This is a genomic window from Alishewanella longhuensis (assembly GCF_014653435.1).
Taxonomy (GTDB): Bacteria; Pseudomonadota; Gammaproteobacteria; order Enterobacterales; family Alteromonadaceae; genus Alishewanella; species Alishewanella longhuensis.
Window position 1 is genome coordinate 154,966 of sequence record NZ_BNAO01000004.1, and the last position, 14,462, is coordinate 169,427.

At 46.6% G+C, this 14,462-nt stretch carries 16 protein-coding genes; 1 reads left to right on the forward strand and 15 read right to left on the reverse strand.

Annotated elements, in window-relative coordinates:
* Nucleotides 1-18: 18 nt before the first annotated feature.
* From IE163_RS09775 to pseB, 15 genes are read right to left on the reverse strand one after another with little or no spacing between them, the layout of a single operon-like run.
* Nucleotides 19-762, reverse strand: coding sequence for a phosphocholine cytidylyltransferase family protein (locus tag IE163_RS09775; protein WP_189432706.1), 744 nt, complete (start codon nt 760-762; stop codon nt 19-21).
* The gene (locus IE163_RS09780) at nt 762-1,358 is read right to left on the reverse strand and encodes a gamma-glutamyl-gamma-aminobutyrate hydrolase family protein (RefSeq protein WP_189432707.1); all 597 of its coding nucleotides are present in this window, start codon (nt 1,356-1,358) and stop codon (nt 762-764) included. The genes IE163_RS09775 and IE163_RS09780 overlap by 1 nt, the downstream gene beginning before the upstream one ends.
* Nucleotides 1,355-3,679, reverse strand: a complete 2,325-nt coding sequence (locus IE163_RS09785; protein ID WP_189432708.1) for a PEP/pyruvate-binding domain-containing protein — start codon at nt 3,677-3,679, stop codon at nt 1,355-1,357. The genes IE163_RS09780 and IE163_RS09785 overlap by 4 nt, the downstream gene beginning before the upstream one ends.
* A 1-nt stretch (nt 3,680) precedes the next feature.
* Nucleotides 3,681-4,244, reverse strand: a complete 564-nt coding sequence (locus IE163_RS09790) for an adenylyl-sulfate kinase (RefSeq protein ID WP_189432709.1) — start codon at nt 4,242-4,244, stop codon at nt 3,681-3,683.
* On the reverse strand, nt 4,237-5,004 hold the full coding sequence (locus IE163_RS09795; protein WP_189432710.1) for a formyl transferase: 768 nt from the start codon (nt 5,002-5,004) through the stop codon (nt 4,237-4,239). The genes IE163_RS09790 and IE163_RS09795 overlap by 8 nt, the downstream gene beginning before the upstream one ends.
* Nucleotides 4,997-5,515 (reverse strand): hypothetical protein, encoded by a 519-nt coding sequence (locus IE163_RS09800; protein ID WP_189432712.1) that lies wholly within the window; start codon nt 5,513-5,515, stop codon nt 4,997-4,999. Before IE163_RS09800 ends, IE163_RS09795 begins: the two co-directional genes overlap by 8 nt.
* Before the next feature lie 15 nt (nt 5,516-5,530).
* The gene (locus IE163_RS09805) at nt 5,531-6,247 is read right to left on the reverse strand and encodes an SDR family NAD(P)-dependent oxidoreductase (protein ID WP_189432714.1); all 717 of its coding nucleotides are present in this window, start codon (nt 6,245-6,247) and stop codon (nt 5,531-5,533) included.
* Nucleotides 6,240-7,595, reverse strand: a complete 1,356-nt coding sequence (locus tag IE163_RS09810; RefSeq protein WP_189432716.1) for an ANL family adenylate-forming protein — start codon at nt 7,593-7,595, stop codon at nt 6,240-6,242. Before IE163_RS09810 ends, IE163_RS09805 begins: the two co-directional genes overlap by 8 nt.
* Before the next feature lie 6 nt (nt 7,596-7,601).
* A complete protein-coding gene (locus tag IE163_RS09815; protein WP_189432718.1) occupies nt 7,602-7,859 on the reverse strand; it encodes an acyl carrier protein in 258 nt (85 codons plus the stop codon).
* A gap of 26 nt (nt 7,860-7,885) precedes the next feature.
* Nucleotides 7,886-8,470 (reverse strand): UDP-4-amino-4,6-dideoxy-N-acetyl-beta-L-altrosamine N-acetyltransferase, encoded by a 585-nt coding sequence (gene pseH, locus IE163_RS09820; RefSeq protein WP_189432719.1) that lies wholly within the window; start codon nt 8,468-8,470, stop codon nt 7,886-7,888.
* A gap of 3 nt (nt 8,471-8,473) precedes the next feature.
* Nucleotides 8,474-9,523 (reverse strand): pseudaminic acid synthase, encoded by a 1,050-nt coding sequence (gene pseI / locus IE163_RS09825; RefSeq protein ID WP_189432721.1) that lies wholly within the window; start codon nt 9,521-9,523, stop codon nt 8,474-8,476.
* The gene (gene pseG, locus IE163_RS09830; RefSeq protein WP_268248627.1) at nt 9,524-10,609 is read right to left on the reverse strand and encodes a UDP-2,4-diacetamido-2,4,6-trideoxy-beta-L-altropyranose hydrolase; all 1,086 of its coding nucleotides are present in this window, start codon (nt 10,607-10,609) and stop codon (nt 9,524-9,526) included. It lies immediately after the preceding gene.
* Complete coding sequence (gene pseF / locus IE163_RS09835; protein ID WP_189432725.1) at nt 10,554-11,252, reverse strand: pseudaminic acid cytidylyltransferase; 699 nt, start codon at nt 11,250-11,252, stop codon at nt 10,554-10,556. The genes pseG and pseF overlap by 56 nt, the downstream gene beginning before the upstream one ends.
* Entirely contained in the window at nt 11,249-12,415 is a 1,167-nt protein-coding gene (gene pseC, locus IE163_RS09840) for a UDP-4-amino-4,6-dideoxy-N-acetyl-beta-L-altrosamine transaminase (RefSeq protein WP_189432728.1), read from the reverse strand. Before pseC ends, pseF begins: the two co-directional genes overlap by 4 nt.
* A complete protein-coding gene (gene pseB / locus IE163_RS09845; protein WP_189432738.1) occupies nt 12,412-13,413 on the reverse strand; it encodes a UDP-N-acetylglucosamine 4,6-dehydratase (inverting) in 1,002 nt (333 codons plus the stop codon). The genes pseC and pseB overlap by 4 nt, the downstream gene beginning before the upstream one ends.
* A gap of 223 nt (nt 13,414-13,636) precedes the next feature.
* On the opposite strand from pseB, the gene IE163_RS09850 reads away from it, so the two are divergent.
* Complete coding sequence (locus IE163_RS09850) at nt 13,637-14,422, forward strand: flagellin (protein ID WP_189432740.1); 786 nt, start codon at nt 13,637-13,639, stop codon at nt 14,420-14,422.
* The last annotated feature ends 40 nt before the right edge of the window (nt 14,423-14,462 follow it).

A 14,462-nucleotide genomic window follows, 5' to 3' on the forward strand; every position in this document is an offset into this window, starting at 1 on the left:
TAAAACCCGCTTCAGGTTTTATTGCTGCAGTAACCGCGCCATATGCTGCTGATAAAGTTTCAGATCTGCGGTCGTATCGACCTCAAGCCAGCCACCATGGTGCAACGCCGCATTGACTTCCATGTCATTATCAATCAGATACTGAATAAAGTCGGTCATATACATTTTCTGTTGTTGTGCCGCAGGCAGGGCGTCGTAAAGTGACAATATTTTGCTGTGCGCTGTCGCACTGAATTTTATCAGGCCGATATACTGCGCCTGAGCTTCTAACAGGCTATTGAGCTTTTGCCCCAGCTGCAGGACCCGGCGATTGTCGGGCGCCATCTGAAATGACTCAGCATCAGCCAGTGGATCTTCCATTCTAAGTTGCCATAAAGCTTGCCAGTCTTTGTCTGCTGCAACGACTACCTCGCCCGGTTGCTGCAAAACAGCCTGCAATACGGCATCGGTATAAATAATGTCACCATAGCACACCAATACATCTTGTTTACTATCAAACAGGCTGCGTGCACATAACAGTGACCACAGCATATTAGTATGCAGATAATCCGGATTGATGATACCGGGTAGTTGATATTTGTCGAAGCATTGTGCCAGATAGCCAGTGAGCAGGGTTATATCAGTAATACCATTACGTGCCAGAGTATCTAGTTGATATTCAAGTAAAGGCTTGCCATTTAACGGTACCAGGGCTTTTGGACAATGCTCAGTATAAGGGCGTAAGCGTGTGCCCATACCGGCGGCAAGAATAATAACCTTCATCAGCTAAAAAACCTCTTAAGCAAATTAATATCGGATATAGAGAAGCCGGGGATCCGTTCCGGATGCCACATAATACCTTGTACCGGCAGGCTCTGGTGGTGAACCGCTTTAATCACGCCATCGCTCGAGTGCGCGCTGGCAATTAGCGGGGGGGGACATTCTGTGGTACCAAACTGGTGATAGCTGTTTACTGTGCGACTGCCTTCATCTGTAATAATTTGCTGCTCCGCGCAGATATGACCACTAAGGGGCTGCAGCACCTGTCCAAAATAATCTTGTATAAACTGCATGCCCCGACATACGCCCAATACCGGTAGCTGGTGTTGCAGTGCATAGTGAAACACTGCCCGCTCGGTTTGATCGCGCTCCGGTGCATCGCCCCCCAAAGCTTGCAGAGTATTACCGCCGCTTAAAATGATACCTTGTACCGGCAGGGCACATAATAGTGCCAGGGCCTGCTGTGGCATGTTTGGCAGCAATAACATATTAAAGCCGGCCTCAAACAATAGCGCCCCCCAGCGTTGGTCCAGCGCATCCCGCCGCTCCTGATAATGCGGGTTAATATCGACCCTTTGTGTTATCGCCAGCCATTTCATTTATTCATGTCCACCTTTTTACAGGCACAATCTATGCTGAGCCAGCCAGCTTTTTGCCAACGCTTAAATAATAATTCTCCAGCACCAATAATGGCAGGTATCCCCAGCTCCTGTGCCCGGATTGCCATATGAGAGTTGCATCCGCCAAACTGAGTTACTAAGGCCGCAATATTGTGCGAAAACAGCCAGTCGTAGCCAGGATCCGCAGCCTCTATAAATACAATTTTTCCGTTTAGGTTGGCGGTGTTGCTGGCGTCGCAACAGTGGCCGCTGACCGATTTTAAGGTGATAAAATTGGGCTCATCTGCAAATAGAGCGAAAGATTGTACCTCGGTAGCCTGACAGATCAGCGCCGGTAACTTAATGCCAAGGCAAAGCCGGTGATAATCTTGCCCCAGACGAATCGAGCTTTGTAGTGTGGCTGCAGCACTGTGGGTTGTGGAGTGCAAACGTAAAATATCTTTAATGTCTGCATAAGCCAACTGCTCTCTGTCAAAACCCACCTGAACACCTAGGTGTTCAATCAACACTAAGGCGTCGCTTAAACTGCGGCTAAAGACAAATTTACTGTATTCTCTCGCTTCAATTGCTTGTTTTATAAAGTTAAACAGAGTTACTGCGTCCAGATTAAGTCCAGCATCGTGCAGCGTTTGGTTAATAGCATTCAATTGTGCCAGCGATAAGGAAAACGCAGACTTAGTTGCCGTATGATGTTCTACAGCTGTGAAGCCAGCAAAGTATTTTTCGGGTTGCTCGTCATAGCGAGGTGACGTAATCTCATATGTTCCTGGTCGCAGATGACCGTATTTTTCCATAAAGGTGTTGTCAGGTAGTCGCTGTTTGTCTGTTACCAGGGCAGAGCTGACGGTGGATACGTCATGCAGAAATGCCTGATAATGTTGTTCAGTGATTAACCCCGTTGTACGCAAAGATCCCAGTAATTGCATTGCGATAAAGCCGGCTCTAGCGAGTCCGGCAAAGGGGAGTGTGCCATACCGTTTGCAATCTTGCAGTAGCCAGTAAATTTTATCTAGTTTATTCAGGTCAGACTGCATTAACTGTGATTGGCGCTGCTCCAGCGTTGTTATGCTCTGGATATCTTGGGTAAAAACGCCATTGTGATCAGCTATAATATTGCGAGTAAGATCAGTTAGGGCTTGTTTAATTTGCTGGCATTCTTCCACAGAAAAACCATTTTCGGCTAATTCAAGTAGGCTGCTGCTCAGGTCAAATGAAAAACAAGATATGACAATGTTAAACTCAACTTTATCATGAAGTTGTGGTGAATGACGCAATTTAGCCAGGTAATAATTCACTAACTTTTCTGCTAAAGCGGTCTCTAGAGTAGCAGGTATAAAAGAGTTGAAGCTAACTCGGATGTCGATAAAAGGGGTTCCGCCCAGCACCAGCATTAGTGCATGATCACGGACATCCCGATAGCCATAATTGCAACGTTGCGTCGACCAGACCGTATCGGTTACCAATTCTTTATATAAGGATAAAGCCAACGGCTTGGGTTTAATGCCGATAATTTCGGCTGGATTCCAGTCAGGCATAACGCCAAAGCAAGTATGAGAACCCATCAAATAGGGATGTCTTTGGGTTAAGCGGCGTAACTTTTTATCAATACAATCTAACTCAAGCTGGTATTGCGCTGCATCGGGTTGATATAACGCGTTAACTAACAAAGGTCGTAGTTGCAGCAAAATCAACTTTTGCTTGCAGTAGGCGAACTCAATATCCAGTGGTTGTTCGCCGAAATGTTGCTTCAATTCGGTAAAGAGTAATACCAGTTGGTTTAACCATGCTTCGGATGGCAGGCTGCCATGGCGGATATACCATGTTTGAAATGTTGCGGCCGCGCCGGATGTGATGCTGTCGGTACTCCCTGTAAAGTCCGCACTGATTACATAGTAAGGCGCCCCAGTGCTGGCATCATGACTAAAGGCTACGCCGGCACATGCTACCTGTTGTAGCATGGGTTGCACAAAGACCTGATCTTCAGAGCTGGGTGCATTATAAGAAGCAAAAACTGATGTTATAGCGTCTGTCAAAGCGGCTTCCGAAGCCGCCACATCGAGTACTGAGCAATACTTGCCAGCAGTGCTGCTCTGTAGCTGATCTTCGTTTTTAGCACTGGAACGCACAGCCATCGGCTGTGTGAATTGTTGCAAAATAGCCATGATCAGCGCTGTTGCATCCTGCTGCCACTGGGCGTAGGTCAGAGTGTACTGTGGTAGAATCGTGGCATACTGCAGTTTCCCGGCCAGCAAAGCCAGCATATCTGCTTTGGACGATGTCATCGCAACTTCTTTCAACATCTCAGCAAGCTCCCTCGGTCAGCGCATTTGGAAAAACCTGACTAAACTGCTGCAAGATTTGCCTGGCGACGGGCTCTATGTTATCACTATCCCCATTGTTGTTAATGATAAGATCTGGTGAGTTTGGTTCTTCAAACAGCAGATCTAACCCGGCCATGTCCTGATTTAAACCAGCCTGATGCTGTTGATATAACGCTTTAGGATCACGTTGTTGGCGTACTTGCTGAGTGACTTTTAAATAAACTTCAAAATAGCCTGGTATGTGCTGACGATTCCACTGTCTTACCTCTGCAAACATGCTGATGGTTGGCACTATTACCAGATGGCCTTGCTGTGCCAGCATCGCGGCTAACCGGCCATAGATGTAGGAACCTCGTCGCCGACTTGCTATGTCAAAACCCCAGTTGGGGTCAGCAATTGCTGCTCTGACCTGATCACCATCCAGCAGCACAGGACGCTTCTTGTGTTCCAGGCATAAACTGACTAAGTGGTGGGCAATAGTGCTCTTGCCGGCACCAGAAAGCCCGGTTAGCCAGATCACGTGCCCCGTTTCTGGTTTAGTCATGGCAAAAAACTCCTGTGGGCTTAGTTGGAACATAGGTATTGGCTGTGCGTTTCATCGCCAGAGCACGTAATACCGGATGCATAACAAAACAAGGACGGTCAGAGGGCGCTTTACTGAACGTCTGACGCGAGAGAGTAAGTACTTCACTTGGCCATTGCTGCCACAGTGGTTTTAGGGTTTGCGCTCTGATAAATGGATCGACAACATAGTCAATAAAATCAGAACTTATTAAAGGCGGCGGTACATTAATCGTAAAGTGCTGGCCATATAAAACAGGGCCTGAGTCTAGCTCCTGTGCTAGCATAAAAGCAGTAGCTGCGAGGCTATGGTCATGCAGTAATGAGTAGTAAAAGCAGGTACTCCCTCTCACTTCGGGTAGCTGTCCAGGATGTACATGAATAAACTCTAAATCATGGTCCAGTAAAGTTTTCTTCACGATACCGCCGCCGCTAAACAACCAGCATCTTGTGGGCTGTGCCAACAGTACTGTAGCAAGCTCCGCTGCATTGATGCTGGTGGCGTTACAATATATTAGCGGGATTTGATGTTGCTTGCAGTATGCTGCAACATCAATATTGGGGTTATAAAACTGATCGATTAATGGGTGTGCAGCAGCAGCGTTCAGACCTTGTTGTGCTAGCGGATTTTGCAGCATGATGATGCAGCGAGGAGGTAGCTGACACTGCTGCATCATATCCAAATAGGCACTGGCACGACAACCTGGAAAGTAGATAAAACCCGGGCGATCATTGTTAATCATGCTGCAACCTGCTTATTGCTATCCGTTCCGTTTGCAAAAGTGTTGTCATATCCTGATGCATCTCAGCCGGCAAAGGTTGTTTAACTGCATGCTGACATATCGTATCAGTCACACGTAACGCGCTGTTAAGTGAGTTAAGATCGGCTCGCTGTTCAAACTCAGCCAGCAGCGCTAATGCCAGCTGCATTTTTACCCATAGTTGAGTCAAATTATCCAGTTGATGTAGCTGAGGCAGCGTTTTAGCGGCAATATCACCACTAATCACAAAGCGCTTTTCGATTTTCCGTAAAATAATGGGGTTGGAATCTAACTGTGCTAACAATTCTCGCACAGGTCCAGGTATTTGCAACGCCGATTTAGCAGGAGAGATTGTCTTTAAGGTATCAATACACTGTTGGCGCTGGTGAAAAAAATTGTGCAAAGTGACATCTACATCCACCTTAGGAATTTGATGTTCATGCTTGCCAAGGCTGCCCTGGCTTAGTGGTGTGCTATCTACACTTTGGCTCATAGTCGTTCCTGGTTCTCAGGCGGTGCTCCCCGCATCGACAGTTAGGGTTGTGCCGGTAACTGCTAAAGCTTGTTCACTAAGCAAATAGAGCACCGCAGCAGCCGCATCATCTGGTGTTGCCAGCCGGCCCAGCGGGCTGCGCCGTTTAATGCTGTCCAGTTTGTTGCCTTGTAAACTATTAGTCATATCGGTTTGCATATAACCCGGTGCTACGCAATTAACGGTAATTCCCGCTTTACCCACTTCACGTGCTAAGGATTTACTAAAGCCTTCCAGCGCTGCTTTACTGGCGGCATACACACTCAAACCATTAAAGCCGGTGCGGGCGATAATGGATGAAATATTGACGATACGGCCACATTGGTTTAGTAACATTGGCCTCAGCAGGTATTTACTAAGCAAGATAGGTGCCTGAATGTTCAGATTAAGTAGACCATTTATCTCTGAATTGTGCATGGTAGCTAATACGCCGTCGTAGCCAACGGCAGCATTATTAATCAGTGCATAGGGCCTGCCGAATTGTTTAATCAGTGCACTGCAAAGCATAGGGAGCTTATCCAATTCGGATAGGTCTGCAGCAACAAAGTGCAAGCCGGCTTGCTGTAACTGGATGAGTGCCTCAGTTTGCGTTCTGGCCAGCGCCACTACAGTGTACCCCGCCTGCAGCAACTGCTGGCAAATGGCTAAACCCAAGCCACGACTGGCACCGGTAACAATAACAAGCTTATTCATGTTGATCCTCGTTGCGCGTCTTGGACTGCTGGTGATCGCTAGGTGGGGTATGGCTGTCATGACGACTGAGTTTGCCGCTGGCGTTGGTCTGCAAGTGACTTACCACATTAAATTTTGTGGGTAGTTGATAAGGTTTTAATTGTTGACGGCAGTGCTGCAGTAATTGTAGCTGTAATGTTTTATTGTCGGTATCTGTTGTAACGACGATATCGGCTACGACTAATTGGCCCAGCACACTGCTGGTTTTGGCATATACCCGAGTCTGTAACACTGCCGGGTGTTGTAGTAATACTTGTTCTACCTGCTCTGGGTGTACTTTGTTGCCGCCCACATTAATGACTCCGCTGGCACGGCCAAGAAAAACCACTCTATCTCCCTGTCGTTTGACTAAATCTTCAGTATCGAGATAGCCCTCGCTGTCCAGCCGAGAGTTCAGGCTAGCGTCTGGCGGGGTAGGTGACTTCAACCACAGGTGTTGTTGCTGATCTAGTTTAAACTGGATATCGCTATGGGGAGTGGTTAACCAACTGGCCGGAAAGCCTGCGCGTTTATCTGTTACGGCAAAGCCCACGCCAGCTTCGGTAGAGGCATAAATATGCAGTAAACGGGCGTGAGGGAATTTGCTGGCCAGCAGATCCAGCAGTGGCTGATCGGCTATTTCACCGCCCAGCGTAATTTGCTGCAATGGCAGGTTACTAAGCTGACCGGTCATTAACAGCTGGCGCCAAAACGATGGTGTGGCCGATATGGCATTGATGTGTTGCTGCTGCATTAATTTAATACGTTGCTGCGCATCGCCATAGCTGCAATCACAAAGACAAGCGCCAGACAGCAGGCTTTGCAGCAATACTTGCAAGCCGGCAAAGCGGCTTGGATGATAGCAAAGTGCCCAGCGGAGTTTGGCTACTTGAGCTGACTTTTTCACGGCCCGGTTTAAGCTGGTAAAACTGTGGCTAATCCATTTTGGTGTACCTGTGGTGCCTGATGTTGCTAAATACCAGTCGCTAGCTGTTTGAGTTGAGGCCAGAGCCGATTCTGTGGAAACTGAACTGGTTTTGGCTGTTGGTATAACCTCGGTTGGTGGCCAGTTTATTACTGTCTCTGGCAAATCAAGGCTGGTATCGGGTAGCAGATAGAGTGCCCGGCACCAACCATCGAAGGCCAATATAGCGATCACAAAGTTATGCAGATCACTAAATGAGAGTGCAATTGCTTGCTGTTGCAGTGTCGGATACTGTAAGCGGAGCTGCAGCGCCTGCGCGATTAATTGCGCATAGCTATAGGCGGTATCGCCGCTGATGGCGGTGGTCTGATAATTTGCTTGTTGCAACCGCTGTAGCAGGTTCATGGCGCTTTAGCTTTCCTGTGCCAATGCTTGACGGTAAATACTGATAAAGTCGCCGAAGGTACGCGGATAAACCGCTATTTGCATCTGGCTGAACGGATCTATGCCTAAATCTTCTTCCAGTTGCGCTACCAGCATCGCAAAGCCTAGTGAGTCGAGCCCACTTTGCAACAACACCGTATTGTTATTGATAGTTTCGACCATCGTACAGTCAGCAATCAGCGCTACCTTGGTTAAGGCTTCTCTAATCTGTTGTTCAAGTTCCATAGGTATTCTGCTATTGTTAAATTGCATTAGTTAAATTGTATCTGTTGGGCAGCACTGCTAATTTGTTTTGGCAGCTTGCTCAATATCATACCGCGATTTTTCTGCCATTGAGCCAACGGGTAGTGGAAGGTATTTACCACATACTCGATATTGTCGCGGCTGCCGCCGGGCTTATCCGCCAGCTGCCGATAACCAAACAATCGGTGCATTTTCAGGACGCTGTGATTAAAAGATAATACTTCAGCATACAGCGTGTGCACGCTACGCTGGCTGGCAGCATAATCCAGCGCGGCTATTTCCAGCAATAAGCCCGAGCCTGGCCAAACATCATCTTCTCCTAAATAACAGCCCCATTCCAGCGTGCCTGCGCTGTGTGGCTGAAAATTCAGAACGCCTATGGCGCGGCCGTCTTGCAAGAATATAAAAAAGGGCTTGCTACCGTCGATTGACCGGCTATGGTACCAGCTAAGATGTTGTTGCCAGCTGATTGCTGATGCATTGTGCATATTACGCTGGATCTGTGGCTGGTTGCGCCATAGCCAAACTTGTTCTAGGTGTTGTTCGGTCAAAGGTACAAAGTGGCTGTCTGGATAGCGCTTTGATGCGGTCATTAGCTACACCAGCTCCCAACTCATAGCGGTACCTTTACTGGTCGCACGTTTAATAGGTTTACCCAGTAACAGGGGCAGGTACTTTGGTGCCAGCCCCAGGCCAGGTCTTACCGAGCGCAGATTAGCTTGGGTAAAAAGCTCACCTGCTTGCATATCTTCGGCAATGTACAGTGAGCGGCGGTATTTACGTGATGCTTGTTCTTTTTCGGTGCCGCCATAAGCCACCTTGCCCAATGCTACAGCTGCGCGATGACACTCCTGCACTAAAGCGCTAAATTCTGCCGGCTCAAGTGAAAACTCGGCATCAACGCCACCTTCGTTGCGATCCAGTACAAAATGTTTCTCTATAACGCTAGCACCCAATACGACACTCGCCACTGCGACACCAATGCCCGCGGTATGGTCAGATAAGCCCACCTGACAGCCGAAAAGTGCTGCAAGATGGGGAATAGTCGCCAGGTTTGCATCAATCGGATCAGCTGGATAATGACTGGTACATTTGAGCAAAACCAGCTCTGTACAGCCATTTTTCCGTAAAACCTCTACCGATTCTGCAAGCTCAGTTTGCGTTGCCATACCGGTAGACAATATTATCGGTTTGCCAGTTTTTGCTACTGCCTCAAGCAGAGCGTGGTCGCTATTTTCAAAGGAGGCAATTTTGTAGCAGGGCACCTGTAACTGTTCAAGAAAATCGACTGCGGATTGGTCGAAAGGTGTGCTAAAAGCCAATAAACCGTGCTGCTGTGCGCGTTCAAAAATAGGCTGATGCCACTGCCAGGGCGTCATGGCTTTTTGGTACAGTTGATACAGTGATTGCCCTTGCCATAAATTACCTGCGTCTTTAATGACAAAGTCACCACTGTTGATATCCAGGGTCATGCTGTCAGCGGTGTACGTCTGTATTTTAATAGCGTTAGCGCCGCAGGCTGCTGCTGCATCAACCATCGCCAGTGCCTTGTCTAAGGATTGGTCATGATTGCCCGACAACTCAGCAATGATAAAGGGCTTCTCACCTGGCCCAACAGGGTAGTGTCCCAGCTTAATTATTGCCATTTAATCCTCTGTTATTGCTACAATCTGCTCTATCACCAAAGGTGTGCCGGCGTTTAGCGGTACTATGCTGGCGGCCGTTTGACTAATGTTACGTAGTAATTTAGGTTCTGATAGGTACTTGTATAGTTGCTTGGACAAGCGTTCTACCGTGATATCAGTCGTTTTTCCTAAGCAAATACAGGCGCCTATTTTGTCCAAATACTCGGTGGTAGCTTGCTGATTTTCTGCAACAATCACCACTAGAGCGGGCAGACCTGAGATACAGCGCTCCCAATGAGTTGCACCACCGGCGCCTAGCATTAACTGGGCCTTTTGCATCAGTGGTGCCATGGCATCAGTTTGAATGTGTAAAGTCAGGTTGGCTTGTTTTTTACACCGCTGTTCAATATCGAAGCGCCAAGGATTATTCATTCCTAGCACTATATCGGCAGTAATTTTTGAAAACTTTAGATTGGAAATAGCTTCGATGGCCAGTGCGGTTAAATTTTGCTCATCACTACCGCCAAAGCTAATCAAAATATGGTTGGGCTCTATACTAGTATGCAACTGGTAGAACTCATCTCTTAAAAGAGCGAATTTAGGGCCGAGTAACTGTTTGCAATGATTTGGCACCCATTTTTCGTACCTGCTTTCGGCATCGGGTAACAGGTTTTGATCCAGTAATACATCACAATCGTGCATACGGTTAGCTAAATCGTCAATGACCATAATTTTATGACAACGTTGCCGCATGAGTTGGCAATATGTCATGCCAAGATGATAATGATCCAAGATAAGCAACTGATAATTTTCTTGTAGTAGCGCGAGTGTTTCAGTGGCATCCTCTTTTTCTGAATTAATCATTTCAGGTAAAAAGAAGGTGTGGAAGCCTGTTTGCTGAATAAGTGATATTAGATTGCCATTTAATTTACGGCATACAAAATGACACTCAGCCCCTTTTTTGGTGAGCGCTTTGGCTAACGTCAAACAGCGCATTATATGTCCGCTGCTTAATGTTACCGATGCATCGCTTCGAAATAGCACCCGCAATTTAAGCGCTTTCCTGCTGTAATAACCGGTACAAGTATTCTGCGCGACGCCAGTCATCAGGAGTATCAATATCTTGTACTAGATGAGATGGCAGTTCAAACAGCCGAGAGTGAGTGCCAAAGACACTTTTGCTAAGGTCAAGCCAAGTTGCAGCTTTGGCCCAATAAAGCTGGCCAGCATCATGAAAAGTAGGTTGTAAATCTTGAGAACGTTTGCCAATGCTAGTTGAATCAAAGGGGATGATACCGCCCGTTTCCGTCAGTACCAGCGCTCTTTGGATCGGAAAAGAAAAACGCGCGGCGGTAAATACATAATCTGCGTTAGTAGTAATAAGTTCCTGTTGCAGTGCCCGAATCAGATTGGCATTTAGCAGTGGCGTAGTTGCGTACAGGCAAGCGCAACTATCCAGACTCCATCCTAATTGCTGTAATCGCAGAATGGCGTCGCGGATGACTGCGGTTGTGCCGGTATAATCGTCGGCTAATTCGGGCTCACGCAGAAAAGGCACTTCAGCACCATATTGCTGGGCAATGGCCGCTATTTCCTGATCATCGGTTGAAACAACAACTTTGTCTATTATACCGCTTTGTAATGCAGCCTGAATCGGATAAGCCAGCATCGGCTTGCCGCAAAAGTCTTTAATATTTTTTCGTGGTATGCGCTTACTACCGCCGCGAGCAGGGATAATAACTATGTTCATTGTTTTTCTTCTAAAAAGCGTTGTAGCGCATCCACTACACTTTGTTGCTCGCTTGTGGTTAAACCCGGATAAAGCGGCAATGTAACGGCTTGTTGATAATATTGTTCTGCCCGCGGGCAATGACCAGCTGCAAACCCTAGTTGTTTATAATAGGGTTGCAGATAGATAGGAATATAATGCAGATGACCAATAATACCTTGCTGGCGTAAAAAATGAATACAGTCTTTGTGCTGAGTTTTACTTAAGTTGGTCAGTCGCACTACGTAAAGATGATAGCTGCTGTATGCATAGGTTTGCTGTTGCAAAGGGGAAATATGCGGATTGCCGGCAAAAGCATTATCATACCATTTTGCTAATTGATGACGTTCTGCGACAAAACGGGGTAATTTGGTTAACTGGCTTATAGCTAAGGCGGCTTGAATATCCGTCATCCGGTAGTTGTAACCTAATGATTGCTGCTGATAATACCACACACCATGGCTGGGTTCGGTTAGCTCATCAGGCTCGGCGGTAATACCGTGCGAGCGTAATAATTGCATTTTCCGGGCAAGTTTTGGGTTGTTAGTAGTTGCTATACCGCCTTCGCCTGAAGTAATTATTTTGACCGGATGAAAACTAAAGACGCAGATATCAGCATAGGCACAGATACCGACAGGCTGGTTTAGATAACTCGCACCAATAGCGTGCGACGCGTCTTCAAGCACAGTAAAACCGTATTCTTTAGCCAGTGCGGCAATCGCCGCCATATCACAAGACTGACCAGCAAAGTGCACAGGTATTAGTACTTTGGGCAGGGTGTTTGTTTGCTTAGCGTGAATAAGCTTTGCCGTAAGCGCCTCACAGCAGATATTACCGTTAGCAAGGTCGATATCGACAAAATCGACTTGTGCTCCACAATATAGCGCACAGTTTGCTGAGGCAACAAAGGAGTTAGGAGACGTCCATACGATATCTCCAGGGCCAACATCTAATGCTAAACAGGCGATATGTAGTGCCGAAGTGGCACTATTTACCGCTACAGCAAACTGGGCTTGACATTGTATTGCGATGGCTTGCTCAAATTCAGGTACTTTGGGCCCCTGAGTCAGCCAGTTAGATTGCAGTACTTCTTGCACTGCGGCAAGATCGGCTGCGTCCAGTTGTTGTTTGCCATAAGGGATCATAATGCTGCTACTTGGTTACATTGGCTTATTTCGTCAATACTTAAAAAATGTGGGTTGGTATCCGAAACATATTCAAAACCCTGTGTCACCATTTTCCCCGGCTCACCCAAAGCATTAGTGGTGAAGTCATTGCTACGATTAAAAAATTTGATTGCGGGGGCTATGACAAAATGGTCAGCAAATTCGTAGGTATGAAATGACATATCTCCTGGACACATCATTTCATGTAGTTTTTCACCTGGACGGATCCCGACAATTTTAATGGGTAATTCGGGGGCCATAGCTTTAGCCAAATCGGTAATACGGATAGAAGGTATTTTAGGTACAAAAATTTCGCCACCCAACATCCGTTCAAAGTTCTTTAAAACAAAGTCTACCCCCTGCTGCAAGGTTATCCAAAAGCGAGTCATCTGCTCATGAGTAACTGGCAGATGGTCAGCGCCCTGTTGAATAAGTTGCTGAAAGTAGGGGACTACTGAGCCTCGGGAACCTACCACATTGCCATAACGCACAACTGAGAAGCGAGGTCTGTTGCTGCCGACCATGTTATTCGCGGCTACAAAGAGTTTGTCTGACGCCAACTTAGTAGCCCCGTAAAGATTCACTGGATTCGCTGCTTTATCAGTGGAAAGTGCAATGACTTTATCAACGTTACAGTCAATTGCGGCATTAATGACATTTTCAGCACCATTAATATTGGTTTTAATGCATTCCGTGGGGTTATATTCGGCGGCAGGAACTTGCTTCAGTGCCGCCGCATGGATCACATAGTCAACGCCATGCATAGCACGACGCAACCGCTCTGGATCTCTGACATCGCCGATAAAATAACGCATACAGCGGTCATTAAACCGTTGCTGCATTTCATATTGTTTTAGTTCATCGCGGGAAAAAATGATGATTTTTTTGGGCTTGGTGCGTGCTAGTAATGTCTGAGTATATTTATGACCAAAAGATCCTGTGCCGCCGGTAATTAGAATGGTTTTACCATCAAACATATTTTAGCCCACCAGTGTTATTGTCATTATTTTACCAATACCCTAATGTTGATCTGGGTGTGTGCTTAAAAAACTGAGTAAAATCATATGGTATCTGTTTAAGTTTAACTACTTTAATTGTTGTTGCAAGCCTGTTGTATTCTTATCGGTTAATACGGCTAAAAAGTTGAGTAAAACGTCAGCAGTAGCTAAGCTTTAAACATAGATTTAGCAAGAGGTCACTATGAAAATTAATACCCCCAACACAAACATGCTAAATAGCGTTTTGCAGCAACAACAAAAGCTTTCTCAGCAATTAGCTGCGGGGAAACGAATTAATAGCGCTGCTGATGATGCAGCCGGTTTGCAAATTGCCAACCGGCTTAGTAGCGAAATTAATGCACAACAACAGGGGCAGCGCAATCTAGCGGACGGTATTGCTTTTGCCAGAGTCTATGATCAAGCTTTACAAGGTATTAATGACAACGTGTTAGAGCTTGAGCGATTAACCATTGCTGCTGGTAATGGTATTTACAGTGCCGCAGATAAACAGGCTTTGCAAGCTGAAGCGAATGGTTATTTGGCGAATATTCAACAAGGCCTTAATAGCGAGTTTGCTGGTAGGCCATTATTTACTGACGCCAAATTGGCTTTTAGTGCCGGTGCAAGCTCGCTAAATATACAAACACAAGACTTAGGCTCTGTGCTGGCGAGCCAAAATATCTTTAACTTGGATTTAACGAATTCTGCGACAGCCAATGATACGCTGAGCACTATTCGTAACGCTTCTGAGCAACTCGGTGCTTTTCAGGCAGAGGTTGGAGCTAGCATCAATGCCATGCAAAGTGCAGCTAATCTTGCTGCTGGTCAACAAGCCGCCACGGCGGAGGCCCGCTCCCGCATTGCTGATTTGGACTTCGCCAAAGCGAGTAGTGAACGAGCAGCTAATAATATTTTGACACAAAGCTCTATCAACGTTGCAATGCAAGCCCGCGTTTCGTCCGAACAAGCGCTCTCTTTATTGACTTAATTGGCTATTAAACCGCTATTTTTTTGACGTAGCGTCAAAA

Bases quoted from the DNA above. Each gene is read 5' to 3' on its own strand.
- IE163_RS09775 (WP_189432706.1), bottom strand. From the start codon at position 762: ATGAAGGTTATTATTCTTGCCGCCGGTATGGGCACACGCTTACGCCCT.
- IE163_RS09780 (WP_189432707.1), bottom strand. From the start codon at position 1,358: ATGAAATGGCTGGCGATAACACAAAGGGTCGATATTAACCCGCATTAT.
- IE163_RS09785 (WP_189432708.1), bottom strand. From the start codon at position 3,679: ATGTTGAAAGAAGTTGCGATGACATCGTCCAAAGCAGATATGCTGGCT.
- IE163_RS09790 (WP_189432709.1), bottom strand. From the start codon at position 4,244: ATGACTAAACCAGAAACGGGGCACGTGATCTGGCTAACCGGGCTTTCT.
- IE163_RS09795 (WP_189432710.1), bottom strand. From the start codon at position 5,004: ATGATTAACAATGATCGCCCGGGTTTTATCTACTTTCCAGGTTGTCGT.
- IE163_RS09800 (WP_189432712.1), bottom strand. From the start codon at position 5,515: ATGAGCCAAAGTGTAGATAGCACACCACTAAGCCAGGGCAGCCTTGGC.
- IE163_RS09805 (WP_189432714.1), bottom strand. From the start codon at position 6,247: ATGAATAAGCTTGTTATTGTTACCGGTGCCAGTCGTGGCTTGGGTTTA.
- IE163_RS09810 (WP_189432716.1), bottom strand. From the start codon at position 7,595: ATGAACCTGCTACAGCGGTTGCAACAAGCAAATTATCAGACCACCGCC.
- IE163_RS09815 (WP_189432718.1), bottom strand. From the start codon at position 7,859: ATGGAACTTGAACAACAGATTAGAGAAGCCTTAACCAAGGTAGCGCTG.
- pseH (WP_189432719.1), bottom strand. From the start codon at position 8,470: ATGACCGCATCAAAGCGCTATCCAGACAGCCACTTTGTACCTTTGACC.
- pseI (WP_189432721.1), bottom strand. From the start codon at position 9,523: ATGGCAATAATTAAGCTGGGACACTACCCTGTTGGGCCAGGTGAGAAG.
- pseG (WP_268248627.1), bottom strand. From the start codon at position 10,609: ATGACTGGCGTCGCGCAGAATACTTGTACCGGTTATTACAGCAGGAAA.
- pseF (WP_189432725.1), bottom strand. From the start codon at position 11,252: ATGAACATAGTTATTATCCCTGCTCGCGGCGGTAGTAAGCGCATACCA.
- pseC (WP_189432728.1), bottom strand. From the start codon at position 12,415: ATGATCCCTTATGGCAAACAACAACTGGACGCAGCCGATCTTGCCGCA.
- pseB (WP_189432738.1), bottom strand. From the start codon at position 13,413: ATGTTTGATGGTAAAACCATTCTAATTACCGGCGGCACAGGATCTTTT.
- IE163_RS09850 (WP_189432740.1), top strand. From the start codon at position 13,637: ATGAAAATTAATACCCCCAACACAAACATGCTAAATAGCGTTTTGCAG.